Origin of the sequence: Falsiroseomonas bella (genome assembly GCF_003173615.1) — a bacterium.
GTDB lineage: Bacteria > Pseudomonadota > Alphaproteobacteria > Acetobacterales > Acetobacteraceae > Falsiroseomonas > Falsiroseomonas bella.
This window is the reverse complement of the sequence record NZ_QGNA01000009.1, coordinates 16539-38649: the sequence shown is the minus strand read 5'-3', so window position 1 is coordinate 38649 and position 22111 is coordinate 16539. Positions and strand designations below refer to the sequence as shown.

The following is a 22111-nucleotide window of genomic DNA, read 5'->3' as shown; positions in this document are numbered from 1 at the left end:
GGCGCGGATGCGCATATGATGGCGACGAGTGATGAGAGCGGAGGCGGCCATGGGGGCAGCCAGGACGATCAGCGCGGCCGAGTTCCAGGCGACCTGCCTGGAGGTGCTGGACCGCGTGCAGACGGGCGAGTTCTCGCGCGTTGAGGTGACGCAGGCTGGGAAGGTCGTGGCGGTGGTGACCGCGCCGCCGGCGCCTGCGGATCAGCCGCGCGACCTGTTCGGCTTCATGCGGGGAAGCGTCATCATTCCACCGGAGGTGGACCTGACGGCGCCGACCTCGGACGGGCCGTCGGACGCCGAGCTGGGCATCCTGCACCGGTGACGGCGGTTCTGCTCGACACCTGCGCCGTGATCTGGATGGCGCAGGGCGAGCCGATGAGCGCCGCGGCGCGCGCGGCAATCCGCGATGCCCTCGCCGGCGATGGCGCCTTCGTCTCGGCGCTCACGGCGTGGGAAGTCGGCCTGCTGAGCCGCGCGCGCGGCAAGCGGCCGGCCACGGTCTTCCTGCCGGACACGAAGACCTGGCTGGACCGCGTGTTCGCGGCGCCCGGCATCAGGCCCGTGCCAGTGACGCGCGAGATCGCGCATCAGGGCAGCGCCTTGCAGGGCGCGTTCCACAACGATCCCGTGGATCGGATCATCGTCGCGACGGCGCTGACGCTCGGCGTGCCGGTGGTGACGCGGGACCGGGCGATCCTGGCCTATGCGGAGGCGGGGTTCGTGCAGGCGGTGGCGTGCTGAGGCGCGACCGGCGCCGTTCCCAGGGCCGGGCCGCGGCTTCGCTCAGGCGCCGGGCGGGGCGCCCCAATGGGGCGGCCAGGTGGCGCGGATGACCGGCAGCGCCTCCATCCGCGCCATCCACGCGGCGATGCGCGGTCCTGCGAGGTTTTCGGGGGTCATCAGGCCGGGGTTGCGGGAGGCGATGCGGCGGGCGAGCGCGACCAGGGGGTAGAGGGTGGCGTCGGGGGCGCCGAAAAAATCGCCGGCGAGGAAATCGCCCTCGATCAGCGTCTCCCAAAAGGCGAGTTCGGCGCGGAGGCAGGACTGGGCGTCTGCGATCTTTTCGGGGTCGCGCTGGTCGGGCGGGGTGAACAGCACGGCCTCGACCAGTTCCTCGAGATGGGTGGCGAGATACTGGTCGGCCTCCCGCACCATGCGGCGCTGGATGGCGCGGCGGCGCGGATCGGCGGCGAGCAGCGGCGGGGTGGGGGCGATGTCCTCGAGGTATTCGAGGATGGCGGCGGATTCGTAGAGCACGAAATCGTCGTGCTCGATGACGGGCACGCGCCGGCGGGGGTTGAGGGCGGCGAATTCGGACGCTCGAAAATCGCCGGCATCGTAGGACATGGGGCGGAGGGCGTGGGGGATGCCCTTGTGCGCCAGCGCGATGTGGACGCGCCAGGTGTAGGGGGAGCCGGAGAGGTAGTGCAGCGTGAGGGGCATGGGGGGCCTCCTGGGGGTGCTGCGGGTGGCCCGGCGGTGTCAGGCTATCGTGCTTTGCCGCGGATCGCACCACCGTGGTGCGCGAGACAACAAGCTCAGCGAGCGATCTTGTTGGCGGCGACCGGAAGGCGATGTACATCGTAGCTGTTTAACCTGGAGGGGACGCGTGAGCGGGTTAAAATCGCAGAAGCAGATCGCAGATGTTCTGTTTCCTGTATCTAAGCACGACGATGACGAGCCAGAAGTACGCAATATCCCGCCCGAACAGCGCCGCCTACACACAGAAACAGCAGACTATACTGTCGCCTCTCTACACCAATATCTGGCGAATGGCAAGGTTAGAATACCAGAGTTTCAAAGGAAATACGTTTGGAAGAGGACGCATGCTTCCAGGCTCATTGAATCTCTTATAATTCAGTGTCCCATACCCATTATTTATCTGAGTCAAAATTACGACGGAAACCTACTTGTAATAGATGGAAATCAAAGACTGCTGAGCATCAAACTTTTCCTAAATGACGGGTTCGAGCTTCAGGGTCTGACAACCTATCCGGAGCTTAACGGATATAGTTGGAGCACGCTGGACCCGCGCTTCAAGGATCACATCGAGAATAGAACGATCCGATGCATCACGATATTGAACGATACACATCCTCAGATTAAGTTCGACGTGTTTCAACGTCTGAATACAGGAGCAGTATCACTTAATGCTCAAGAGTTACGGCACGGCTTGAATTTCGGCCCCCTTATGAAAAAAATAAAAGAACTCGCCGAAAACAAGGATTGGTTGAATGCTGTAGGCATAAAGGCCGACAAGCGAATGAAGGCAGAGGAATTGATTTTACGCTTCTTCGCACTCCGTCATGATAGACAGAACTACCAAAAGCCTCTTTCTGGATTTCTTGATGAATTTAGCAGCAAAAACCGTGACGCCAAGCCGGCGGATGTAGAGAAGTGGTCTCGCGAATTCCTGGACACATTCCAACGCATTCGTGCTGCTCTTGGGAAGCACGCATTTCGTCTGATCGACACACATACCAGGTTGGGACCTTTCAACTCCGCCCTTTATGACGCACAGATGATCGCGTTTGCTGAGACGACAAATCCGAGAATTCTGGATTATTTACCTCAGGATGTCAGCTTCCAGGCCGCAAACGCGACATTACTCAGCAAAAGTCATTTTCTTACAACGATCAGGCAGGCCACCAGCGACGAGTCAAGCGTTAAGAACCGTATCGTGTTGTACAAGAGTCTTGTGGATAATTTCTGAGCCAATCCCAGATGCCATACCGTGTTAGCCGCGCTCGTCGAGATTTCGACTCCCGCGTCAACGGACTCCTAAAGACAGCACGGAAAGCCGAAAGGGCAGCGAGGGCGCGACCTTCGCTCGCTGACGTGCGAGACATGGCTTTTCACTGTGCTGTGTTTCAGGCATGCGCAGCCCAGGAGGTTTATTTTAAGATTGTCATTGAGAGTTGGGCGTTGAAGCTGAGACAAAATGGACTAGGAAACAGCTTACCAACGCACGCGCGCGCATTCATTGCATCTTGTCTATTCATGCCGCACTATCAGAAGTTCTTTTCGCAGAAAGACGAGATCCATCTGGCAAAAGGCATTATGAGTGCGCACAATAACTGGCCAGTTTTGGACGGGACAAGTATATCTCTCCAATTCGACGGTAAGCTTTGGCACAACAACGCGTCTTATCCATCCTATAGTAATGTTAAGAAGGTTTTTGCTAGATTAGGGATCGCCGATTTCGATGCTCGCATGGGAAGGCTATTAAAAAGGGATGTTGAGTTGATGTTTGAATCATTTCAGAGCGTACGAACTTCGATCGCTCACTCTCACCCCCCGAATTTAACGATTGCAGACGTTGAGTCCCTTCTTAAATTAGCTGTAGAAATAGTTCACGCGATTGATCGTATATTTTATGGGCACGTACTCGCTCACGGAGGGGTAACTTGCTGGACGTTCTAGCCGTCTCGCCGCAGTTGGTCCGCCCAAAGCGCGCCCCTCGCCGCCTTGCCCTCCCCGCCCCCTCGTTGTAAGCGCGCCGCGATCCATCAGCCCCTTAGACGACGTCAGGACACCGCCCGCCATGGCGAAGATGCAGGCCAACCAGATGCGTGCCGGCATGGTCATCGAGTTCGAAGGCCAGCGCTACACCATCCTCAAGCAGAACATCATGATCCCCGGGAAGGGCGCGGCCGTCATCCAGGTGGAGATGCGGAACGTGAAGACCGGCGCGAAGAAGGACCAGCGCTGGCGCACCGCCGACACCGTCGAGCGGCTGGAGACGGCGGATGAGGAGTTCACCTTCTCCTACGCCGATGGCGAGCAGCTCGTGCTCATGCATCCGGTCAGCTACGAGCAGACCCTCGTCAGCAAGGACATTTTGGGGGACCGCCTGCCCTTCCTGACCGAGGGCATGACCGTGAATGTCCGCCTCATCGAGGGCGAGCCGGTGGCGATGTCCCTGCCGGAGACGGTGACGCTGGAGGTGGTCGAGGCCGATCCGGTGGTGAAGGGGCAAACGGCGAGCTCCTCCTACAAGCCGGCGGTGCTGTCGAACGGCGTGAAGACGATGGTGCCGCCGTTCATCACCGCGGGGGAGAAGATCGTGGTGAAGACGGAGGATGGGTCGTATTACGAGCGGGCGAAGGGGTAGCGCTTTCGTCGGTCGCCGGGCCCGGAGCAACCGCGCCGTCTTCTCTTAGGTCGGTCGGGCCCCCACCCGGCCGCGCTGGACGCGCGGCCCACCCTCCCCCGCATTGCGGGAGAGGGTTTGTACGCGGGAGAGCGTTTTGGGGGGGCGGCTCCTTGAATGGAGGGGTCCGGGGACGATCATCGTCCCCGGCGGGGGTTTTCGGGGGCGGCGCCCCCGGGCTAACACACGCAGATACGGGCCGGCGGCGGACAGCCGACCGGCCTTCGTTCTTTCCAGGACCCGCATCCGATGGCCGTCTCGCCGCGCATCTCTCCTGCCATGAATGTCCTGCACCAGGCGGTCCAAAAAGCCGGACGCAGGCTGTTGCGCGACTTCGGGGAGGTCGAGAACCTCCAGGTCAGTTCCAAGGGGCCGGGGGATTTCGTCAGCCAGGCGGATCTGCGGGCGGAGCAGACGCTGAAGGAGGAGCTTTCGAAGGCCCGGCCGGGCTGGGGGTTTTTGGGCGAGGAAGGCGGGCAGGCGGAAGGCGAGTGGGAGTGGCGCTGGGTGGTGGATCCGCTCGACGGCACCACGAACTTCCTGCACGGCATCCCACATTGGGCGATCAGCGTGGGCGTGGAGAAGCGGCTCGGGCCGGACAAGACCGAGCTGGTGGCGGGGTGCATCTACAATCCGGCGGCCAATGAGCTGTTCTGGGCGGAGAAGGGCGTCGGCGCCTTCCTCAACGACCGGCGGCTGCGGGTCTCGGGGCGGCGGGACATGGTGCAGGCGGTGTTCGCCACGGGCATCCCGTTCGCGAAGGTGCAGCGGAAGGCGGAGTTCTCGCTGACGCTCGCGAAGCTGATGCCGCAGGTGGCGGGGGTGCGTCGGTTCGGGTCGGCGGCGCTCGACCTCGCCTGGGTGGCGGCGGGGCGATACGACGGGTTCTGGGAGCTCGGGCTGAACCGGTGGGACATCGCGGCGGGGATCGTGATGGTGCGGGAGGCCGGGGGCGTGATCAGCGATCCGGCGGGCGGGGACGGCTTCTACGAGAGCGGGCATGTGGTCTGCGGCAATCCCGTGCTGCAGCCGAAGCTGCGCGAGGTGGTGGCGGAGGGGATCGCCGCGGCGGAAAGCGCGCGGGGGCGGGAGTAGGCCGCGGGCGCTTGGCGGCGCAGGGCGGTCGGGCCCCCACCCCGACCAGCCTTCGGCCTCCGACGCCTTTGGCGTCGAAGCCCCCGCACAGCGGGGGAGGGAGAAGAGGCGGGGCGGGAGATGGGGCGAGCAGAGAGAAAATTCGCGCTGCGTGGCGCCGACTCGACACAACGGGTAGGTTGCACGCGATGAATGGCCGCCGCGCCCTGCTCGCGCTGACGATCCTTGCCGCGCCTGGCGTGGCGGGGGCGCAGTCGCGTGGGGCGCCGGCGCCGCCGCTCGCGCTGCCGGCGGGCATGTCGCCGCTGCCGCAGGGGGCCTATCGCGTGATCTTCCGCGGGCCGGAGGTGGCGCTGCCCGCCGGTGCCGCGGAGGTGCTGGCCGAGATCGGGCGGCGCATGGCGGCGAGCCCGGCGGGCTCCGGGCGCATCACGGTGGAGGCGCAGTCCTCGGGGCCGCGCAACGATGCCTCGACCGCGCGGCGGCTTTCGCTCGAACGGGCGAATGCCGTGCGGAAGGCTCTGGCGGCGGGCGGGCTCGACGAGACGCGGGTGGATGTGCGGGCGCTGGGGCGCACGCCGGAGGGGCTCGACGCGGCGGACATCCTGCCGCCGGGCGTGACCCGCACCGGGCGAAGGGGGTAAGGCGCGCGGATGACCAGCCCCACCATGTATCTCTGGCGCATGCTGATCTTCCTCGCGGCCGTGGCGGGGCTGGCGGGGCTGCTGGCGGGCGAGATCAGCCACGCCTTCCTGGCGAACCCGCTGCTCAACGGCGTGATCCTGGCGGTGCTGCTGCTCGGCATCGCCTGGACGATCCGCCAGGTGCTGGCGCTGACGCGCGAGGTCGAGTGGCTGGAGCAGTTCCGCAATCCCGTCGCCGGCGCGCCGAGCCGGCCGCCGCCGAAGCTGCTGGCGCCGATGGCGAGCATGCTGGCCAGCCGGCGGAGCGAGCGGCTTTCGCTCTCGGCCATGGCGATGCGGAGCGTGCTGGACGGCATCGCCTCACGCCTCGACGAGCAGCGGGAGATTTCCCGGTATGCGACGGGGCTGCTGATCTTCCTCGGGCTGCTCGGCACCTTCTGGGGGCTGCTGCTGACGATCGGCAGCGTGTCCGACGTGATCAACGACATGTCGGTGGGCACGGGCGACATCAACGCGCTGTTCAACCAGCTGAAGGCGGGGCTGAGCCAGCCGCTCAGGGGCATGAGCATCGCCTTCTCGTCGTCGATGCTGGGTCTCGCGGGGGCGCTGGTGCTGGGGTTCCTGGATCTCCAGGCGGGCCAGGCGCAGAACCGCTTCTACTCGGAGCTGGAGGACTGGCTGGCGGGGGCGACGCGGCTGTCGTCCGGGGCGCTGGGGCAGGACGGCGAAGGCTCGATGCCGGCCTACGTCCAGGCGCTGCTCGAGCAGTCGGCCGAGAACATGGACGAGCTGCAGCGCGCCATCGCCCGCAACGAGGAAGGGCGCGCGCAGGGCAACCAGGCGCTGATGACGCTGACCGAGCGGCTGACCGTGCTGGCCGACCAGATGCGCGCGGCGCAGGTGCTGATGAGCCGCATGGCGGAGGCGCAGGCGCAGCTGCAGCCGACGCTCGCGCGGCTGGCGGATGCGGCCGGCGGCGGCGCGATGGACGACGCGACGCGCGGGCATATTCGCAACCTGGAGCTCTACCTCGCCCGCATCCTGGAGGAGATGGGCCAGGGGCGGATGCAGGCGACGACAGAGATCCGCAACGAGATCAAGGTGCTCGCGCGGACCATCGCGGCGCTGGCGGAGGAGCCGCGGCAGTGATGGCCGTCCGGCGCGCGGGCGGTGGCGCCTGCGATGATCGAAGGGCGCAGCGGCGGCACGCCGCGAGCACCGGAGATCTGAATCGCATGCGCGGCCCCGCAGGGGCCATCTAGGCATGGCGCTCGGGCGGGGGCGGCGGGACCGCGGCGGGATCGATGCCTGGCCGGGCTATGTGGATGCGCTGTCCACGCTGCTCATCCTCATCATCTTCGTGCTGCTGGTCTTCGTGCTCTCGCAGGGCTTCCTGTCCGTCGCGCTGTCCTCGCGGGACCGGGCGCTGGATCGGCTGAACCGACAGGTGGCGGAGCTCGGCGAGCTGCTGGCGCTGGAACGCGGCCAGGCGGAGGAGCTGCGCAACACGCTCGGCCGCACCAACGAGGAGCTGCGCGCGGCGGCGACGGCGCGGGACGCGGCGCAGCGCAGCCTCTCGCTGCTGCGGGACGAGCGCGACCGGCTGGCGACGGAGCGCGACACGACGCGCGGCGAGCGCGACAGGCTGGCGGCGCGGCTGGCGGATCTCGAAGCCTCGGCGCGCGGCGGGACGGCCCGGATCGCGGAGCTGGAAGGCCGGCTGGCGGAGGCGCTGGCGCGGGCCGAGGCGGTGGGCGGCGATGCCGCGCGCACCGCACGCACCCTGACCGATGCGCAGCGCCTGTTGGCGGCCGAGCGCGCTGCGCTGGAGGCGGTTCGGCGCGACCTGGCGGCGGCGCGGGACCAGGCTTCGACGCTCGGCCGCGACCTGGATGCGGAACGCCGCACGCGCGAGGCGCGGGAGCGCGACCTCGCCGCGGCGCAGTCGCTCGGCCAGGGCCTGACGCGCGAGCTCGCCGCCGAGCGCGAGGCGCTGGCGGCGCGTTCGCAGGAGCTGGAGGCCAGCCGCAACCAGGCCCAGGCGCTGACGCGCGAATTGCAGGAGACGCGCGGCGCGCGGGATGCGAACCAGCGCGCGCTGGCCGCCAGCCGCCAGGAGGCCGAGGCGCTCAACCGCGACCTCGCGCAGCGGCGGCAGGAAGCGGAGGCGCTGGCGCGCGACCTGGCCGCGGCGCGGCAGCAGCTGGAGGCGGCGCGGCGCGACATCGCCGGCCTGCAGGAGGAACGCGCGAAGCTCGACCAGACGGTGCAGGCCGACCGCGCGACGATCGAGGCGCGGCTGTCCGACATCGCGCGGCTGTCGGAGCAGCTCCGCGCGCTGACCGCGCTGCGCGACCAGCTGGAACGCCAGGCGGCCGAGGCGCTGGCCCGCGCCGAGGAGCAGCAGCGCCTGCGCACCGCCGCGCAGCAGCAGGCCGCCCAATCCGAGCAGCAGCGCAGCGCCGCGCAGCGCGCGGCCGAGGAAGCGGCGCGCGCCCGTGCCGCGGCGGAAGCGCTGGTCGCGCAGGCGACCGGCCGCTCCACCGAGGCCGAACGCGCCGCCGCCGAGGCGGAACGCCAGCGCAGGGCGGCCGCGCAGCTTGCCGCGGAGGCCACCGCCCGCGCCGCGGAAGCCGAGCGGCGCCGCCAGGCGGCGGAGAGCCAGTCGGGCGAGTTCGCGCGGCTTTCGGAAAGCGCCCGCACGCAGGTCGCGCTGCTGACCAGCCAGCTCGAGGCGCTGCGCGGCGAGATGGCGCGGCTGAATGCTGCGCTCGATGCCTCGGAAGCGGAGGGGCGCGACCGGGACGCGCAGATCGCGCTGCTCGGCCAGCGGTTGAACGCGGCGCTCGCCGCACGGGTCGAGGAGCTGCAATCCTATCGCTCCGACTTCTTCGGCCGGCTGCGGCGCGTCATCGGCGAAAGGCCCGAGGTGCGCATCGTCGGCGACCGCTTCGTCTTCCAGTCGGAGGTGCTGTTCCCCGTGGGCAGCGCGGAGATGTCGCCGGCGGGTCAGCAGCAGATCCGCGACCTGGCGCGCGTGCTGCTGGACCTTGCGGCGCAGTTCCCGCGCGACCTGAACTGGGTGCTGCGGGTGGACGGGCACGCCGACCGCAGCCCGATCCGCGGCGGCGGGCGCTTCGCCAACAACTGGGAGCTGTCGGCGGCGCGCGCCATCGCGGTGGCGCAGCTGCTGATCGAGGCCGGGCTGCCGCGCAACCGCGTCGCCGCCGCGGCCTTCGGCGACACCCAGCCGCTGGACGACCGCGAGACGCCGGAGGCCTATGCCCGCAACCGGCGCATCGAGCTCAGGCTGGAGGCGGGGCCCGCGGCGAATGCGGCGGAGGCCCCTGCCCCCGCTCCGGCCCGGGCGCCGTAGCACGCCTCCACGCGGCGCTTGGCGGGGGCGCCGGGGCATAGGACAACTGCGCGACACCGCCGCCGGACGCCGAACGATGACCGCAAGCCTGCATGTCGTGGACCATGCCCTGCTCAGCCATCGCCTGGCGGAGCTGCGCGACGTGGCCACCCCCTCCCCGCGCTTCCGCCGGCTGCTGGCGGAGATCGGCGCGATGCTGACGGTGGAGGCGACGCGTGGGCTGCCCTCCGTGACGGCGAAGGTGACGACGCCGCTGACCACGATGGACCACCGCAGGCTCGCCGGGCCGGAGCCGGTCCTGGTGGCGGTGCTGCGTGCGGGCCTCGGCCTGCTGGAAGGCGCCATGCAGATCCTGCCGGACGCGCCGGTCGGCCATGTCGGGCTGATGCGCGACGAGCATACGCTGCAGCCCTCGCAATACCTGCTGCGCATGCCGCCCGAGGTCACCACGCGCGGCGCGATCCTCTACGACCCGATGCTGGCCACCGGCGGCAGCGCGATCGCCGCGATCAGCCGCGTGAAGGAATCCGGCGCGCCGGTGGTGCGCTTCGTCTGCGTCGTCGCCGCGCCGGAAGGGGTGGCGAAGCTGCGGGAAGCGCATCCGGACGTGCCGATCTACACCGCCGCGCTGGATGTGAAGCTGAACGAGCGCGGCTTCATCGTGCCGGGCCTCGGCGACGCCGGCGACCGCTGCTTCGGCACGGAGGGATAGCGGCGAGCGGAGCACCGCCAGCATGGACGGCAAGCGGCAACGCCCTGACCGCAAGCGGCTGGAACCGCCCACCCATGCGGAGGCGGCGGCGGCGCACAGATCGGGCCGCAGGCTTGTCATCGGCGGCATCGGCGCGATCGGCGCGCTGCTGGCCGGGCTTGTCGTCGGCATCCCGGCGCTCTTCCCCGATGCGCAGCCGAAGCAGCGCTTCGACAACCGCCGCATCATCCCGCCCCTGCTCCGCGCCCGCATGGAGCTTCGCCGGCCCGGCGGGCGGGAGGCCGACCAGCGCGGCACGCTGCCCGGCGACCTCGACGAGCAGGAGGCGCTGCTGGTGCTGAGCCGCGTCGAGATGCGCGACTGGAACCTCTCGGTCGAGACGCCGGCGCAGCGCGAGATGCTGGAGGTGACGTCCTACCTGGCGGACGACATATGGCGCGCGGCGCAGGTGCGCGTCGCGGTGGTGCCGGTGGGCGGCGCGCCGGATGCCCGGCTGATCGCGGCGCAGGGCAACACGGCCTGGGTCTGGGCCGACCAGCTCGTGGCCGCCGGGCCGGGCTTCATGGGCAAGACGTTGGACCAGGCGGAACTTGCCCGCCTCAATCCCGAGCTCGACCTGGACCGGCCCGGGCTGCGCGGGCGGCTGAGCTTGGCGGAGGCGCTGGTGCTGGATGGCACGGCATCGGGCCGCGGCGGCTTCGCCTTCGATCCGGCGACCCGCATCGCGCATCGGCGCAGCGACCCGCGCGACGCGCCGCTGCCGCCGCTGTTCCGCGCCGCAGCCTTCGCCGGCCCCGCTCTGGCGCGGGAGGGGCGCGTGGGCGCGACCTGGTTCGGGCTGCTGCCGGCGGAGATGGCGATCAGCGGGGCGGTCGCGGCGCAGGATGCGGGCGGCGCCTTCCTGCCGCCGATGCCGGAGCCGGGTCCGATGCGGCTCTGGCGCGGGCGGGTGCGCGACGGCGGCGGTGCGGCGGATGTGCTGGAGGTGGCCGAGCCGGTGGCGGGGGTCGCGCCGCTGCCAGCCGGCGGGCTGCTGGTGGAGGCGCCGGGGCGACTGTTGGCGCCCGCGGACCCGCCCTCGATCCTGCTGGCGCAGATCGGCGCCGTGGGCGGCATGGAGGAATGGGTGCGGCGGATCCGGCCGGACGGCACGACGCTGTGGGAGGCGACGCTGCCCACCGCGGAGCACATCGCCTTCGCGATGACGGAGCCGGGTCGGCTCTGGCTGCTCGCCACCCCGGATCGGCTGAGCCAGACCCTGCACGCGATCGCGCTGGCCGATGGCCGCATCCTCCGGTCGCGACCGGTGGCGTGACGAGGAAGGAGGCGAGGATGGGCGGCATGCTGGATCCGGCGGCGGCGGGCGCGCGGCGCGAGGCTTTTCGGGCGTTGCATGCGGAAGGCTGCTTCGTGCTGCCCAATCCGTGGGACGTGGGGACGGCGAAATACCTCGCGGCGCAGGGCTTCCGGGCGCTGGCCACCACGAGTTCCGGCGCCGCCTGGTCGCGCGGGCTGGCCGATGGGACGATGGATCTCGATGCGGTGATCGCCCACGTCGCGGAGATCGTCGGCGCGACCGCGCTGCCGGTGAACGCCGATTTCGGCCATGGCTACGGCGCGGATGCCGAGGGCGTGGGGCGGGCCGTGGCGCGCTGCCTGGAGACGGGCGTCGCCGCGCTCTCGGTGGAGGATGCCACCGGCGACCCGGCGCGGCCGCTGTTCCCGCTGGAGGAGGCGGTGGCGCGGATGCAGGCGGCGCGCGCGGCCTGCGACGCGGCGCCGGGGCGCGGCATCCTGGTGGGCCGCGCGGAATGCTTCCTGACGGGCCATCCCGATCCCCTGGCCGAATCGTTGAGGCGCATCGCGGCCTATGCGGAAGCGGGGGCGGAGGTGCTCTATGTGCCGGGGATCCGGACGCCGGAGCACATCGCGGCGGTGGTCGCCGCCGCCTCGCCGCTGCCGGTGAACCTGCTGGTCTCGCGCCCGATCGGGCTGACGCTGGCGGAGATCGCGGCGCTCGGCGTGCGGCGCGTCAGCATCGGCGGCGCGCTGGCCGGCGTCGCCTGGGGCGCGGTGGGGCGCGCGGTGGAGGCGATGAAGGCGGGGACCTTCGACGCGCTCGGGACTCGGATGCCGGGGACGGTGCTGGACGGGTTGTTCGGGGCTTAGCGCGCCGCCGCTGCGATCAATCCGGGTCGACGGGCAGCAGGAAGCGGGCCTCGAAATCGGTGCCCTGCATCGGGGCCGAGACCTCGAGCAGCCAGCGCCGCGCCACCGGGGGGTCGTTGCTGGACCAGACGCGCCGGAGGCCCAGGATCATGATCGCGGCCTTGAAGGAAAAGTAGGGCGAGCGCGTCGGCCGGATCGGCGGCTGCGGCGCCGGGCCGACCGAGTTCGGCAGCCGGAAGGCGAAGGGGATGCCGCGGGTCGAATCGACGGCCTCCGCCGGGCATTCCTGCTCCCGCTCCCAGACGACGAAGTCCGAGTTCCTGCGGGGCGAGGTCGCGTTCTCGCTGGTGTCGCGGAACTCATGCGTGTCCACGCAGCGCAGCCGGATGCGGTAGGGGCCGGTCGGGGCAAGCGGACGCGCGGTGCGCACCACGCCGCCGACGCGCTGGCCGAGGCGAAGCCGGCCGCTGCCTTCGAGATCGAGCGTGGCGGCGCCGAAGCGGCGATGGCGCAGCTCGGCCCGCACCGCGCGCACCGTCTCCAGCGCCGTCACGCCGGCCGACAGCAGGGGCAGGGCGACCATCGGGTTGAAGTCGGGCGAATGGATGTCGAAGACCCAGGGCCAGGGCAGGTAGGAGGCGACGAAGCCCGTCGCGACGGCGAAGCCGACCGCGAGGACGCCATGCGACATGGCGGCATCGCGCGGATGGTCGGTCTCGCTGTGGCCCGGTCGCGGCACGGCGGCCGACGTCAGATCAGCTTCGCCTCGAAGGGCGGCTTGAAGTCCGGGGCCTCGAACTCGACGACCCAGAGATCGGGGTCGCGCTTCACCTGGCGCTCGACATAGGCATCGGCGGCGGCGTCATCCACCGGGGCCTCGCCGGTGGCGCGCATCCAGGCCGGGCGGCCTTCGGCGTCGCGGACCTGGGTCAGCACCACCAGGCCCTGGCGGCCGCGCAGCAGGCAGAGGATGCCGCCGGAATCGGGGTCTCCCTTGCGGATCACCGCGGCCGGGCGGCCGGCGATGTCCGAGAGGCGGGTGGCCATGCTCACCCAGATACCGGCCTTGACGCGGGGTTCCATGCGCCGAAGGTCGGCGCCGTTCGGCGGGCGTGCAAGCCCTTGCCTGCCGCCGCAGGCGGGTCCATTCACCGCCGCGAGAGGTATCCCCCATGTCCAAGCCCCAGGACCTGACCGATGGCCAGCGCGCCTACGAGGCGCGGCGGGCCGCCAAGGCCGGCATGACGCTGGAGAAGTGGCTGGCCGAGAAGGAGAAGCGGGCGAAGGCCGAAGCCGCCGAGGCGGCGAAGGAGGCCGAGCTGGCAGCGAAGGCCACGCAGCCGGAGAAGAAGGGCTGGCTCGGTCGCCTGCTCGACAAGGCGCATCAGCCGCTGAAGTGATCAGCCGGCGCTCTCCGCGCCCAGGCTCTTCAGGTATTTCATGCCGGTGTCGCACATGACGGTGGCGATCGTCGCGCCCGGCGGCAGGCGCGCGGCTTCGCGCAGCGCCGCGACGACGTTCGCGCCGGTGGAGGTGCCGCAGAACAGCCCCTCCTCCCGCGCCAGGCGCAGGGCCATGGCGCGGGCTTCCTCCGTGGAGACGGGTTCGACGGCGTCGGCCAGGTCGGGGCGCCAGAGCGGCACGACATAGCCCGCGCCGATGCCGTCGATGCGGTGCGCGCCGGGCGGGCTGCCGCACAGCACGGCGGATTCCGCCGGCTCCACGGCAACCAGGCGGATGCCCGGCAGGGCGCGGCGCAGCGCCTGCCCCGTGCCGCGGAAGCAGGCGCCGGTGCCGACGCTCTGCACGAAGGCGACGAGGGTGCCGCCGGTGCCGGCAAGCAGTTCCTCGGCCAGGGCGGCATAGGCGGGCAGCTGGTCCGCGTTGTTCATCTGGTCGGTCCAGTAGGCGCCGCGTTCCGCCGCGATCACCCCGGCCGCGGCGATCATGCCGCGCGTCAGCGCCTCGGTCATGCGGCCGGAGTCGCTCGGCAGGATCGTCAGCGCGGCGCCGAGCAGGCGCATGTGATCCAGCTTCTCGCGCGCGAAGGCGTCGGAGGTGACCAGGTGCAGGGGATGCCCCTTCACGGCGCAAACAAGCGCGAGCGACACGCCGGTGCTGCCGCCGGTGTATTCCACCACCGCGCCGCCGGGCGGCAGGCGGCCGTCGCGCACGGCGGCCTCGATCATCGCCAGGGCCATGCGGTCCTTCATGCTGCCGGTGGGGTTCTCGCTTTCCAGCTTGAGCAGAATGCGGGCGCCGTTCGGCGCGGCGATGCGGCGCAGTGGCAGCAGGCCGGTGCCGCCGATGCGGTCGAGGATGCTGGGCTGCGCGGGCATGGCGGCGGGTCCCGGTGTTGCAGGGTGATACTTGCATATGCATTGATTGCAGATACAATCAATTCGGCGCAAGCAGGGGATGGACGCATGCGGAAGCCGACGCTGCGCACGGATGCCGGGGCGCTGCTCGAAGCCTGTCCGGGGGTGCTGGCGCGGGTCGCGGCGCGGCGCATCACGCGCGTCCTGGACAGGGCGCTGGCCCCGACCGGCCTCGGCGCGGCGCAGTTGGCGCTGCTGGCGCAGATCGCCGTGGCGAAGGACGACCGGATGGCCGCGCTGGCGCAGCGCGCGGGCCTCGATCCCTCCACCCTGTCGCGCAACCTGCGCCGGCTGGAGGCCGAGGGCCTCGTGGAGATCGCCTCGGTGGAGGCGGATCTGCGCCGTCGCGCCGTCTGGCTGACGGAGAGCGGGGCCCGGCGGCTGGAGGCGGCGCTGCCCCTCTGGCGCGCCGCGCAGGCCGAGGTCGCGCGCCACGTCGAGGCGGCGCCGGCGCGGCGCCTGGCGGCGCAGGCGGAGGCGCTGGAGACGTGACCGGCTACAGCATGCGCAGCAGCGTGCCGTCCTTGCGCAGCGCGTGGTGGTGGATGGCGCCGGCGACATGGGCGGCGATCAGGAAGGGCAGCGCCCAGCCGATCAGGCTGTGGCCCCAGTGCAGAACCAGCGCCAGCGTCTCATGCGCCTCCATGAATTTCGGCAGGTCGATGAAGCCGAGGAAAGCGGTCTGCCCCTGCAGCGGGAAGCCGTAGGCGTTCGTCGTGAAGAAGCCGAGCAGCGGCTGGATGATCAGCGCGGCATAGAGCAGGTGATGCACCGCATTGGCCGCGCGGCGCATGCCGGGAGGGATGTGGTCGGGCAATGCGGGTGGCTTCGACAGGAGGCGCCAGGCCAGCCTTGCGACGGCCAGCGCCAGGATGATCAGGCCCAGGCTCTCATGCAGCGCATAGAAGGGCATCTTCACGTCATCCTTGATGAAGCGGATGACGAGGCCGGTCAGGATCGCCAGCACCAACAGCGGCACCGTGGTCCAGTGGAACCACTTGGCCAGGGCGGAATACTGGCCGTCCGGGTGGAGGTCGTCCACGCCGCGGATGCGGATGAGGGCGGCGGCCGGTTGGGGCTGGTCCATCTCTCGCGTCTCCCGCGGCTGCGCCCAGTATGGCATGACCGCCGCCGACACATGGAAGCGAAAGCCGAATGAGCGAGGTGCCGGACTGGCCGGAATTTCGTGCCGCGCATCCCGGCGCCGCGCCGACCGAGTGGCTGCGCGCGGCCGCGGAGCCCGACTGGAGCGCGGCGGTCGGGCATCGCTTCGCGCTTGACTGCAATGCGGGCCGGGTGCCGGAGACGGTGATGCGGCGCTACCTGGTGCAGGACTACCAGTTCATCGGCGCCTTCTGCGCGCTGCTCGGACGCGCGATCCACACCGCGCCCGACCTGCCTTCGCGCCTGCCGCTCGGGCGCTTCATGGGGCTGCTCTGCTCGGAGGAGAATACCTTTTTCGTCCGGGCGTTCGATGCGTTGGGGGTGAGCGAGGCGCTGCGGCGCGACCCGCCGCTGTCGGATGCCGCGCGCGGTTTCAGGGCGCTGATGGTGGAGGCGGCGGAGAGCGCCGTGCATGCCGATCAGCTCGCGGTGCTCTGCGTGGCGGAGTGGGTGTATCTGAGCTGGGCACGCCCCGCGCGGGCCACGCGGCCGCCGCAACCCTTCTGGTGCGCGGAATGGGTGGACCTGCATGCCTCGCCCTATTTCGAGTCTTTCGTGCGTGGGCTCCGCGCGGCGCTGGACCGCGAGGTGATCGCGCTGGATGCGGCGGGGCGGGCGCGGGTGCGGGCGCTGTTCACGCGCGCGGCGACGCTCGAGCGGGCCTTCTTCGACAGCGCCTATGACGAGACGCTGCCGGCTTGAGGGCTGAAGGGCGCGCGGCCCCCACCCCGACCCTCCCCCGCATGCGGGGGAGGGAGATGATCGCCGCCCATGCGGATTGGAGCATCGATCCGCGCAAGCGGTGGATCGCGCTGGCGCGGCGTGGCGCGGATGGCTGGCGGGCGGAGGCGCCGCGGCTGGTGGGGGATACGGCGGTGCTGCTACCGGGGCTGATGGCGGAGGGCGCGCCGGTGGCGCTCGGCCTTGACCTGCCACTCGGCGTGCCGCGCGGCTGGGCGGCGCAGCGCAGCGAGCGCGACTTCCCGGCGATGCTGCGAGGGCTGGCGGGCGATGCCGACTTCTTCAGCGTGAGCGCGACGCTGGCGGAGGTGTCGCCGGCGCGGCCCTTCTATCCGGCGCGGGGCGTGAAGGGGATGACGCGGGCGGCGCATGCGGCGGCACTCGGGCTGGCTTCGGCGCGCGACCTGTCGCGGCTCTGCGACCGGGCGACGGCGACGCGGCCGGCGGGGGCGCCGGTGTTCTGGACGCTCGGGGCGAACCAGTCGGGCAAGGCGGCAATCGCGGCGTGGCGGGACTGGCTGGCGCCGGCGCTGGCGGCGGGGGCGCCGGTGTCGCTCTGGCCCTTCGAGGGCGGGCTGCACGGGTTGCTCGCACCGGGGCGCGTCGCGGTGGCGGAGGTCTATCCGGCGGAAGCGCTGCGGCAGCTCGGGCTGAAGCTTTCCGGCAGCAAGCGCGCGCAGGCGCCGCGGATCGCGCTGGCGGAGACGCTGCGCGCGGCGATGGCGCGGCTGCGCGTTTACGCTTCGCGCGACCTGGCGCGCATGATCGCCGATGGGTTCGGCGCGGATGCGGCGGGCGAGGACCGGCTGGACTGCGTGCTCGGGCTGCTCGCGCTGATTGCGGTGCTGGACGGCGCGCGCGAGGATGTCGTGCCGGAGGATCCCTGGATCCGCCGCTGGGAAGGCTGGGTGCTCGGGCAGTCCGATATGCCGCGCGAGGATTCATGAGATTCGACAGCGACGCGGAGCTCGCCGCGCATGTGCGGGGGCTGCTGGACGCCGCCCTGCCCAAGGCGCGCTGGACGCATGAGGGACACATCGCGGCGACGGCGGGGCTGATGCTGCTGCATCCCGGGATGGATGTTGAGCGCGACCTGCGCGGGCTGATCATGCGGCTCAACGACAGCCATGGCGTGCCGAACAGCGACACGCGCGGCTATCACGAGACGATCACGCGCTTCTTCCTGCTTGCGCTGCGGGATGCGCTGGCGAAGGACGACGCGACCGCGCCGGCGCATCGCCGCGTGAACGCGCTGCTCGATGGTGGCGCGCTCGGCAGCGGCAAGCGCGCGCTGGCGCCCTACTGGTCGGAGGCGGTGCTGTTCTCCGTCGCGGCGCGGCGAGGGTGGGTGGCACCGGACCTGGCGCCCCTGCCCTATCCGAACGCATGAGAATTGCGGCAGGCGCCAAGCGCCTTCCGAACGCCCGAACGGGCGCCGCGGCGTATGCCGCGAAGCCAAGCCGCCAGAGGCGGCGCCCGGCGCCTGAGGGCAAGGGTCAATAAAGCCCCTTCGTCCGCGCTGCCTGCTTCACCAGCGCCACCAGCAGATCGAGCTGCGGCGTGGGCACGTCGGCCAAGCGCGCGAGCTTCAGCGGCAGGCTGTAGATCGTGTCGATCTCCATCGGCCGGCCGAGCTCGAAATCCTGCAGGATGGAGGGCTTGTGCAGCATGTTCGACGCCGCGACGCGCTCCACCGCGGCGTCGGGCAGCGGGCAGCGATGCGCCGCGGCGATCGCCTGGCCTTCCTCGGCGCTGCGGCGCGCCGCCTCGCGGATCACCGGCTCCGCATAGGCGTGGCGCACGCCCATGCCGGTGAGCACGCAGAGCGGCCCGCTGGACAGGTTGCCGAGCAGCTTCGCCCAGATCTCGGTGCGGATCGTGGGGGAGACCGGGCAGGGCATGCCGCCGGCGGCGAGGATCGCGGCCAGCGCCTGGGCGCGCTCGCTGATGCGGCCGTCGGGCTCGCCGAGGATCACGCGGATGTTCGCGTGCTCGGAGTGCACCACGCCGGGGCGGATGATCTCGCTCGCGGCGTAGACGACGCCGCCGATGGTGCGCGCCACGCCGATGGCGTTGCGGATGGCGTCGCCGGGATCGGCCTCGGGCAGGCGCATGCCGTCATGCGGGCCGCCTTCCTGGTCGAAATACCACCAGGGGATGCCGTTCATCACGAAGGCGACGGGCGTGTCGGGGCCGAGCAGCGGCGCGATGCCGGCGGCGACGGCAGGCAGCGCAGGCGCCTTCACGGTGACGATCACCGCATCCTGCGGCCCGAGGTCGCGCGGGTCGTCGCTGGCGTGCGGGCGGCAGTGATGCGTGCCGTCATGCGCTTCGAGGGTGAGGCCGTTCGCGCGGATGGCGTCGAGATGGGGGCCGCGGGCGACGACGGAGACGGTGGCGCCGCCGCGGGCAAGACGTGCCGCCAACTGGCCGCCGATCGCGCCTGCCCCGTAAACACAGATCTTCATTCACTCGTCCTCGGGTGTTGCGCGGCCCCCACCCCGACCCTCCCCCGTTTCACGGGGGAGGGAGAGGCATTCACGACAGAAGCTCCAGTGCGGCGCGGCTGAGGGCCTGGACGCCGAGTTCGATGCAGCGCTCGTCGGGCTGGTAGCCGGCATTGTGCAGGCGGTCGTCGCGGCCCGGCGCGCCGGAGCCGATACGCAGCTGGAAGGCCGGCGCGCGGGCAGCGAACTCGGAGAAATCCTCGCTGCCCATGCTGGGCTCGCCCGCCTGCGGGTCCTCGCCGAACTGCGCGCGGATGGCGGCGAGCGTCGGTTCCAGCACGCGGTGGTCGTTCAGCAGCGGCGGCACCTTGCGCTGGTAGTCCATCTCGCAGCGCACGCGCATCGTCGCCTCGAGGCCCGTCGCCAGGCGGCGGATCGCAGACTCTGCCAGGTCGCGCGCCTCCGCGTGCAGCGTGCGCACGCTGCCCTTCAGATGCACGCGCTCGGGGATGATGTTGTAGGTCGTGCCGCCCTGGAACATGCCGATGGTGACGACGGCGGGATGCAGCGGCTTGATCTCCCGGCTGACCACCGTCTGCGCCTGCGCGACGAATGCGCTGGCGGCGACGATCGGGTCCACCGCGGCATAGGGGTGCGCGGCGTGGCCGGACTTGCCGCGCACGATCAGGTCGAAGCGGTCGGCGGCGGCGAGGCAGGCGCCGCGCGCGTAGCCGAAGCGGCCGACCGGCATGTCCGGCTGGTTGTGGAAGCCGAGGGCCAGGTCCACGCCCTCGGCCGCGCCGTCCGCGATCATCGCGGCCGCGCCTTCCAGGATCTCCTCGGCGGGCTGGAAGACCAGCAGCACGCGGCCGGCGAGCATCGGCGCCATGTCCCGCAACACCGCGCCGACGCCGAGCAGAGTCGCGGTGTGGATGTCGTGGCCGCAGGCATGCATCTTGCCCGCGACGGTCGAGGCATAGGGCAGCCCCGTCTCCTCATGGATGGGCAGCGCGTCCATGTCGGCGCGGATGGCGAGCGTGGGTCCCGGCCTGCCGCCCTCGATCACGCCGAGCACGCCGGTGCGTCCGATCCCGGTGCGATGCGGGATCGCCATGCGCGCGAGTTCGGCGGCGACGATGCCCGCCGTGCGTGTCTCCTCGAAGGCGAGTTCGGGGTGGGCGTGGATGTCGCGGCGCAGCGCGACGAGGTGCGGCGCGATCGCCTCCGCGGCGTCGCGGATGCGTCGTGTCGGGTCGTTGGCGGTCATGGCGACATGGTGCATGAAGCGGCGCCGCCTGCACAGGTGAAGAAGCGGTCATGGCGCGGAGCGGCGGCTTGCAGCCCCCTGCCGCCGCGTGCATTAGGAATTTGTCTGGACAAGGGAGGGAACATGCCGGGAATTCTCTCGCGTCGCCTGCTTCTGGCTGCGGCGCCATCGCTTGCGCTCGCCAGCGTTGCGCGGGCGCAATCGTGGCCGAACGGCTCGATCCGTCTCGTCGTGCCTTTCGCGCCGGGCGGCAGCACCGACATCGCGGCGCGCTTCCTCGCCGATGGGCTGTCGCAGCGGCTGGGCGTGACGGTGGTGGTGGAGAACCGGGCGGGCGCGGGCGCGACCACGGGCAGCCAGGTGGTGGCCGATGCCGCGCCGGACGGGCAGACCCTGGTTATGAGCAACATCGCGAGTCACGCAATCAGCCCGACGCTCTACGGCAACCGCGTGCGCTACAACCCGGTCTCCTCCTTCAGCCATATCGCGATGGTGATCACCAACCCCTCAGTCTGGGTGGTGAACAAGGACAGCGGGATCAATTCGCTCGCCGACCTGGTGCGCATGGCGAAGGGGAAGCAGGGCGGGCTGGACATGGCCTCCTCGGGCGCCGGCTCCTCGAACCACCTGCTGATCGTGCGCTTCTGCCAGCAGAACAACATCGACTTCACGCATGTGCCGTTCCGCGGCGCGGGGCCGGCGATGCAGGCGGTGATCGCGGGCCAGGTGCCGATGATGTCGGACAGCCTGCCTTCCGCCGCGGCGCATATCCGCCAGGGCAGCGTGCGCGCCATCGCGATGAGCAGCGCGGAACGCCACCCCTCCTTCCCGGAGGTGCCGACCTTCCGCGAGGCCGGCTTCGACCTGGTCAGCACATCCTGGTTCGCGCTGTCGGGGCCGGCGGGTATGCCGGCTGCCATCGTGCAGCGGCTGAACCGGGAGACGCGGGACTTCGTCTCCACCCCGGCCGCGCAGGCGCGCTTCGCCGAGCTCGGCGGGACGGCGGGGGACATGACGCCCGAGGAATTCACCGCCTTCGTCGCTGCGGAGGTGGAGCGCTGGGCCCCGGTGGTGCGCGCCTCCGGCGCCACGGTGAACTGAGGGGCGCCGGGACGGTGGGTGCAGGCGGGCAAAAGGCGGCCGGGCCGATTGTCAGAAACAGTCTTTCCGGCTTTGCTCGCAATTGCGTGACGTGCCGCGTGACGCGTAGCTAGAGGGAACCGGCGCCAGGGCGGCGAAGACTGCCCGGCGCCTTGCGTGCTGCCCGCATGTCAGGCAGCCGCGATGGGTATGGACAGGCGTCTATCCCGGGGGCAGGCCCGGGCAGGAACGAGGTGGCGATGAGACTCAACACGAAGAACCTGATTTCGGGCGGGATCTTCATCCTCGTCGCGGTGATCGGCCTGTGGCTGAACACCGACCACACGCTGGGCTCGGCGCGCCGCATGGGCCCGGGCTACATGCCGATGCTGTCCTTCGGGCTGCTCGGCGTGCTCGGAGCGATCGTGTTCCTGGGCGGGCTGTTCAACGGTCCGGATCCGCTTGCACGCTGGACACGGCTCGAGGTGATGGCGGTGCCGCTCGGCATCGTCGCCTTCTTCGCCGGCTACTTCATCGCGGACGCCACCGGGCTGTTCACCGGATGGTATCCGCTGGGCTGGGGGGCTTTTGCGGGGTGCCTCGCACTGTCCGTGGCGCCTGGCTGGCGGCCGATCGGCCTCGTGCATGCCGGCCTGGCGGTGTTCGGGCTGATGCTGGAGCAGTTCGGGCTGATCGCCTCCATAACCACGATGTGCATCGTCGCCGCCTTCGCCGATCCGACCCATCGCGTGAAGGGGGTGATCGGCATGATCATCTTCCTCTGCGTGCTGTGCTGGCTCGTCTTCATCTACGAGCTCGACATCCGGGTCCCCGTCTGGCCCGTGTTCCTGACGCAGTGATCGCCGGGACGGGGAAGGAAATCGG

At 70.5% G+C, this 22111-nt stretch carries 26 protein-coding genes; 19 read left to right on the top strand and 7 right to left on the bottom strand.

The features are described 5' to 3' along the window. The first annotated feature begins 49 nt into the window (after positions 1-49). Together DFH01_RS27105 and DFH01_RS27100 are read left to right on the top strand one after the other, a co-directional pair. Positions 50-322 carry a type II toxin-antitoxin system Phd/YefM family antitoxin gene (locus DFH01_RS27105; RefSeq protein WP_158287931.1) on the top strand — a complete coding sequence of 91 codons (273 nt, stop codon included), beginning with the start codon at positions 50-52 and terminating at the stop codon, positions 320-322. After that, on the top strand, positions 319-741 hold the full coding sequence (locus DFH01_RS27100; protein ID WP_199231436.1) for a type II toxin-antitoxin system VapC family toxin: 423 nt from the start codon (positions 319-321) through the stop codon (positions 739-741). Before DFH01_RS27105 ends, DFH01_RS27100 begins: the two co-directional genes overlap by 4 nt. Positions 742-783: 42 nt before the next feature. Here the strand turns inward: DFH01_RS27100 and DFH01_RS27095 are convergent, their stop codons facing one another. Next, positions 784-1443 (bottom strand): glutathione S-transferase family protein, encoded by a 660-nt coding sequence (locus DFH01_RS27095; RefSeq protein WP_109873664.1) that lies wholly within the window; start codon positions 1441-1443, stop codon positions 784-786. 166 nt (positions 1444-1609) lie between these two features. Between DFH01_RS27095 and DFH01_RS27090 the strand changes: the two genes are divergently transcribed. The 10 genes from DFH01_RS27090 to DFH01_RS27050 all read left to right on the top strand — a co-directional run bounded on the left by DFH01_RS27090 (position 1610) and on the right by DFH01_RS27050 (position 12149). Beyond that, positions 1610-2713 (top strand): DUF262 domain-containing protein, encoded by a 1104-nt coding sequence (locus DFH01_RS27090; RefSeq protein ID WP_199231435.1) that lies wholly within the window; start codon positions 1610-1612, stop codon positions 2711-2713. Between the two features lie 11 nt (positions 2714-2724). Beyond that, positions 2725-3423, top strand: a complete 699-nt coding sequence (locus DFH01_RS29170) for a HEPN domain-containing protein (protein ID WP_408609220.1) — start codon at positions 2725-2727, stop codon at positions 3421-3423. A gap of 121 nt (positions 3424-3544) precedes the next feature. Beyond that, positions 3545-4114 (top strand): elongation factor P, encoded by a 570-nt coding sequence (gene efp, locus DFH01_RS27085; RefSeq protein WP_109873663.1) that lies wholly within the window; start codon positions 3545-3547, stop codon positions 4112-4114. 318 nt (positions 4115-4432) lie between these two features. Then, positions 4433-5248, top strand: coding sequence for an inositol monophosphatase family protein (locus DFH01_RS27080; RefSeq protein WP_109873750.1), 816 nt, complete (start codon positions 4433-4435; stop codon positions 5246-5248). A 188-nt stretch (positions 5249-5436) separates the two neighbouring features. Continuing rightward, positions 5437-5892, top strand: coding sequence for an OmpA family protein (locus DFH01_RS27075; protein WP_109873662.1), 456 nt, complete (start codon positions 5437-5439; stop codon positions 5890-5892). 9 nt (positions 5893-5901) lie between these two features. Further along, positions 5902-7041 (top strand): flagellar motor protein MotA, encoded by a 1140-nt coding sequence (locus tag DFH01_RS27070; RefSeq protein ID WP_109873661.1) that lies wholly within the window; start codon positions 5902-5904, stop codon positions 7039-7041. A gap of 115 nt (positions 7042-7156) precedes the next feature. Next, entirely contained in the window at positions 7157-9268 is a 2112-nt protein-coding gene (locus DFH01_RS27065; RefSeq protein ID WP_109873660.1) for a peptidoglycan -binding protein, read from the top strand. Positions 9269-9344: 76 nt separating this feature from the next. After that, on the top strand, positions 9345-9980 hold the full coding sequence (gene upp / locus DFH01_RS27060) for a uracil phosphoribosyltransferase (protein ID WP_109873659.1): 636 nt from the start codon (positions 9345-9347) through the stop codon (positions 9978-9980). Positions 9981-10002: 22 nt separating this feature from the next. Further along, complete coding sequence (locus DFH01_RS27055; RefSeq protein ID WP_109873658.1) at positions 10003-11295, top strand: hypothetical protein; 1293 nt, start codon at positions 10003-10005, stop codon at positions 11293-11295. Between the two features lie 17 nt (positions 11296-11312). Continuing rightward, complete coding sequence (locus DFH01_RS27050; protein WP_199231434.1) at positions 11313-12149, top strand: isocitrate lyase/PEP mutase family protein; 837 nt, start codon at positions 11313-11315, stop codon at positions 12147-12149. Between the two features lie 16 nt (positions 12150-12165). Here DFH01_RS27050 and DFH01_RS27045 read toward each other — a convergent pair whose 3' ends face one another. Together DFH01_RS27045 and DFH01_RS27040 are read right to left on the bottom strand one after the other, a co-directional pair. Continuing rightward, entirely contained in the window at positions 12166-12888 is a 723-nt protein-coding gene (locus DFH01_RS27045) for a hypothetical protein (RefSeq protein ID WP_109873657.1), read from the bottom strand. 11 nt (positions 12889-12899) lie between these two features. After that, positions 12900-13232, bottom strand: coding sequence for a DUF1491 family protein (locus DFH01_RS27040; protein WP_109873748.1), 333 nt, complete (start codon positions 13230-13232; stop codon positions 12900-12902). Positions 13233-13321: 89 nt separating this feature from the next. Here DFH01_RS27040 and DFH01_RS27035 point away from each other — a divergent pair, with 89 nt between their 5' ends. Continuing rightward, positions 13322-13549, top strand: a complete 228-nt coding sequence (locus DFH01_RS27035; protein WP_109873656.1) for a hypothetical protein — start codon at positions 13322-13324, stop codon at positions 13547-13549. On the opposite strand, the gene DFH01_RS27030 is transcribed toward DFH01_RS27035, so the two are convergent. Further along, on the bottom strand, positions 13550-14488 hold the full coding sequence (locus DFH01_RS27030; protein ID WP_109873655.1) for a PLP-dependent cysteine synthase family protein: 939 nt from the start codon (positions 14486-14488) through the stop codon (positions 13550-13552). An 87-nt stretch (positions 14489-14575) separates the two neighbouring features. Here DFH01_RS27030 and DFH01_RS27025 point away from each other — a divergent pair, with 87 nt between their 5' ends. After that, the gene (locus tag DFH01_RS27025; RefSeq protein WP_109873654.1) at positions 14576-15019 is read left to right on the top strand and encodes a MarR family winged helix-turn-helix transcriptional regulator; all 444 of its coding nucleotides are present in this window, start codon (positions 14576-14578) and stop codon (positions 15017-15019) included. 4 nt (positions 15020-15023) lie between these two features. Here DFH01_RS27025 and DFH01_RS27020 read toward each other — a convergent pair whose 3' ends face one another. After that, positions 15024-15614 (bottom strand): cytochrome b, encoded by a 591-nt coding sequence (locus DFH01_RS27020; protein WP_158287929.1) that lies wholly within the window; start codon positions 15612-15614, stop codon positions 15024-15026. Between the two features lie 68 nt (positions 15615-15682). Between DFH01_RS27020 and DFH01_RS27015 the strand changes: the two genes are divergently transcribed. The 3 genes from DFH01_RS27015 to DFH01_RS27005 are packed head-to-tail and all read left to right on the top strand — an operon-like array spanning position 15683 to position 17822. Next, positions 15683-16393, top strand: coding sequence for a TenA family protein (locus tag DFH01_RS27015; protein WP_109873652.1), 711 nt, complete (start codon positions 15683-15685; stop codon positions 16391-16393). Between the two features lie 56 nt (positions 16394-16449). Further along, the gene (locus DFH01_RS27010; RefSeq protein WP_109873651.1) at positions 16450-17379 is read left to right on the top strand and encodes a hypothetical protein; all 930 of its coding nucleotides are present in this window, start codon (positions 16450-16452) and stop codon (positions 17377-17379) included. Continuing rightward, positions 17376-17822 (top strand): hypothetical protein, encoded by a 447-nt coding sequence (locus DFH01_RS27005; protein ID WP_109873650.1) that lies wholly within the window; start codon positions 17376-17378, stop codon positions 17820-17822. The genes DFH01_RS27010 and DFH01_RS27005 overlap by 4 nt, the downstream gene beginning before the upstream one ends. 106 nt (positions 17823-17928) lie before the next feature. On the opposite strand, the gene DFH01_RS27000 is transcribed toward DFH01_RS27005, so the two are convergent. Both DFH01_RS27000 and DFH01_RS26995 read right to left on the bottom strand, forming a co-directional pair. Beyond that, positions 17929-18900 (bottom strand): ketopantoate reductase family protein, encoded by a 972-nt coding sequence (locus tag DFH01_RS27000; RefSeq protein WP_109873649.1) that lies wholly within the window; start codon positions 18898-18900, stop codon positions 17929-17931. 70 nt (positions 18901-18970) lie between these two features. Beyond that, positions 18971-20146, bottom strand: coding sequence for a M20 metallopeptidase family protein (locus DFH01_RS26995; protein ID WP_109873648.1), 1176 nt, complete (start codon positions 20144-20146; stop codon positions 18971-18973). A 123-nt stretch (positions 20147-20269) separates the two neighbouring features. Between DFH01_RS26995 and DFH01_RS26990 the strand changes: the two genes are divergently transcribed. Next, positions 20270-21247 (top strand): Bug family tripartite tricarboxylate transporter substrate binding protein, encoded by a 978-nt coding sequence (locus tag DFH01_RS26990; RefSeq protein ID WP_158287928.1) that lies wholly within the window; start codon positions 20270-20272, stop codon positions 21245-21247. A gap of 239 nt (positions 21248-21486) precedes the next feature. After that, positions 21487-22086: a tripartite tricarboxylate transporter TctB family protein gene (locus DFH01_RS26985; RefSeq protein WP_109873646.1), complete on the top strand. Its 600-nt coding sequence runs from the start codon at positions 21487-21489 to the stop codon at positions 22084-22086. Positions 22087-22111 lie beyond the last annotated feature (25 nt).

Excerpts from the sequence above, each read along its gene's own strand:
- DFH01_RS27105 (WP_158287931.1), top strand. The coding sequence starts at position 50 with ATGGGGGCAGCCAGGACGATCAGCGCGGCCGAGTTCCAGGCGACCTGC.
- DFH01_RS27095 (WP_109873664.1), bottom strand. The coding sequence starts at position 1,443 with ATGCCCCTCACGCTGCACTACCTCTCCGGCTCCCCCTACACCTGGCGC.
- DFH01_RS29170 (WP_408609220.1), top strand. The coding sequence starts at position 2,725 with ATGCCATACCGTGTTAGCCGCGCTCGTCGAGATTTCGACTCCCGCGTC.
- efp (WP_109873663.1), top strand. The coding sequence starts at position 3,545 with ATGGCGAAGATGCAGGCCAACCAGATGCGTGCCGGCATGGTCATCGAG.
- DFH01_RS27080 (WP_109873750.1), top strand. The coding sequence starts at position 4,433 with ATGAATGTCCTGCACCAGGCGGTCCAAAAAGCCGGACGCAGGCTGTTG.
- DFH01_RS27075 (WP_109873662.1), top strand. The coding sequence starts at position 5,437 with ATGAATGGCCGCCGCGCCCTGCTCGCGCTGACGATCCTTGCCGCGCCT.
- DFH01_RS27070 (WP_109873661.1), top strand. The coding sequence starts at position 5,902 with ATGACCAGCCCCACCATGTATCTCTGGCGCATGCTGATCTTCCTCGCG.
- DFH01_RS27065 (WP_109873660.1), top strand. The coding sequence starts at position 7,157 with ATGGCGCTCGGGCGGGGGCGGCGGGACCGCGGCGGGATCGATGCCTGG.
- upp (WP_109873659.1), top strand. The coding sequence starts at position 9,345 with ATGACCGCAAGCCTGCATGTCGTGGACCATGCCCTGCTCAGCCATCGC.
- DFH01_RS27055 (WP_109873658.1), top strand. The coding sequence starts at position 10,003 with ATGGACGGCAAGCGGCAACGCCCTGACCGCAAGCGGCTGGAACCGCCC.
- DFH01_RS27050 (WP_199231434.1), top strand. The coding sequence starts at position 11,313 with ATGGGCGGCATGCTGGATCCGGCGGCGGCGGGCGCGCGGCGCGAGGCT.
- DFH01_RS27040 (WP_109873748.1), bottom strand. The coding sequence starts at position 13,232 with ATGGAACCCCGCGTCAAGGCCGGTATCTGGGTGAGCATGGCCACCCGC.
- DFH01_RS27035 (WP_109873656.1), top strand. The coding sequence starts at position 13,322 with ATGTCCAAGCCCCAGGACCTGACCGATGGCCAGCGCGCCTACGAGGCG.
- DFH01_RS27030 (WP_109873655.1), bottom strand. The coding sequence starts at position 14,488 with ATGCCCGCGCAGCCCAGCATCCTCGACCGCATCGGCGGCACCGGCCTG.
- DFH01_RS27025 (WP_109873654.1), top strand. The coding sequence starts at position 14,576 with ATGCGGAAGCCGACGCTGCGCACGGATGCCGGGGCGCTGCTCGAAGCC.
- DFH01_RS27020 (WP_158287929.1), bottom strand. The coding sequence starts at position 15,614 with ATGGACCAGCCCCAACCGGCCGCCGCCCTCATCCGCATCCGCGGCGTG.
- DFH01_RS27015 (WP_109873652.1), top strand. The coding sequence starts at position 15,683 with ATGAGCGAGGTGCCGGACTGGCCGGAATTTCGTGCCGCGCATCCCGGC.
- DFH01_RS27010 (WP_109873651.1), top strand. The coding sequence starts at position 16,450 with ATGATCGCCGCCCATGCGGATTGGAGCATCGATCCGCGCAAGCGGTGG.
- DFH01_RS27005 (WP_109873650.1), top strand. The coding sequence starts at position 17,376 with ATGAGATTCGACAGCGACGCGGAGCTCGCCGCGCATGTGCGGGGGCTG.
- DFH01_RS27000 (WP_109873649.1), bottom strand. The coding sequence starts at position 18,900 with ATGAAGATCTGTGTTTACGGGGCAGGCGCGATCGGCGGCCAGTTGGCG.
- DFH01_RS26995 (WP_109873648.1), bottom strand. The coding sequence starts at position 20,146 with ATGACCGCCAACGACCCGACACGACGCATCCGCGACGCCGCGGAGGCG.
- DFH01_RS26990 (WP_158287928.1), top strand. The coding sequence starts at position 20,270 with ATGCCGGGAATTCTCTCGCGTCGCCTGCTTCTGGCTGCGGCGCCATCG.
- DFH01_RS26985 (WP_109873646.1), top strand. The coding sequence starts at position 21,487 with ATGAGACTCAACACGAAGAACCTGATTTCGGGCGGGATCTTCATCCTC.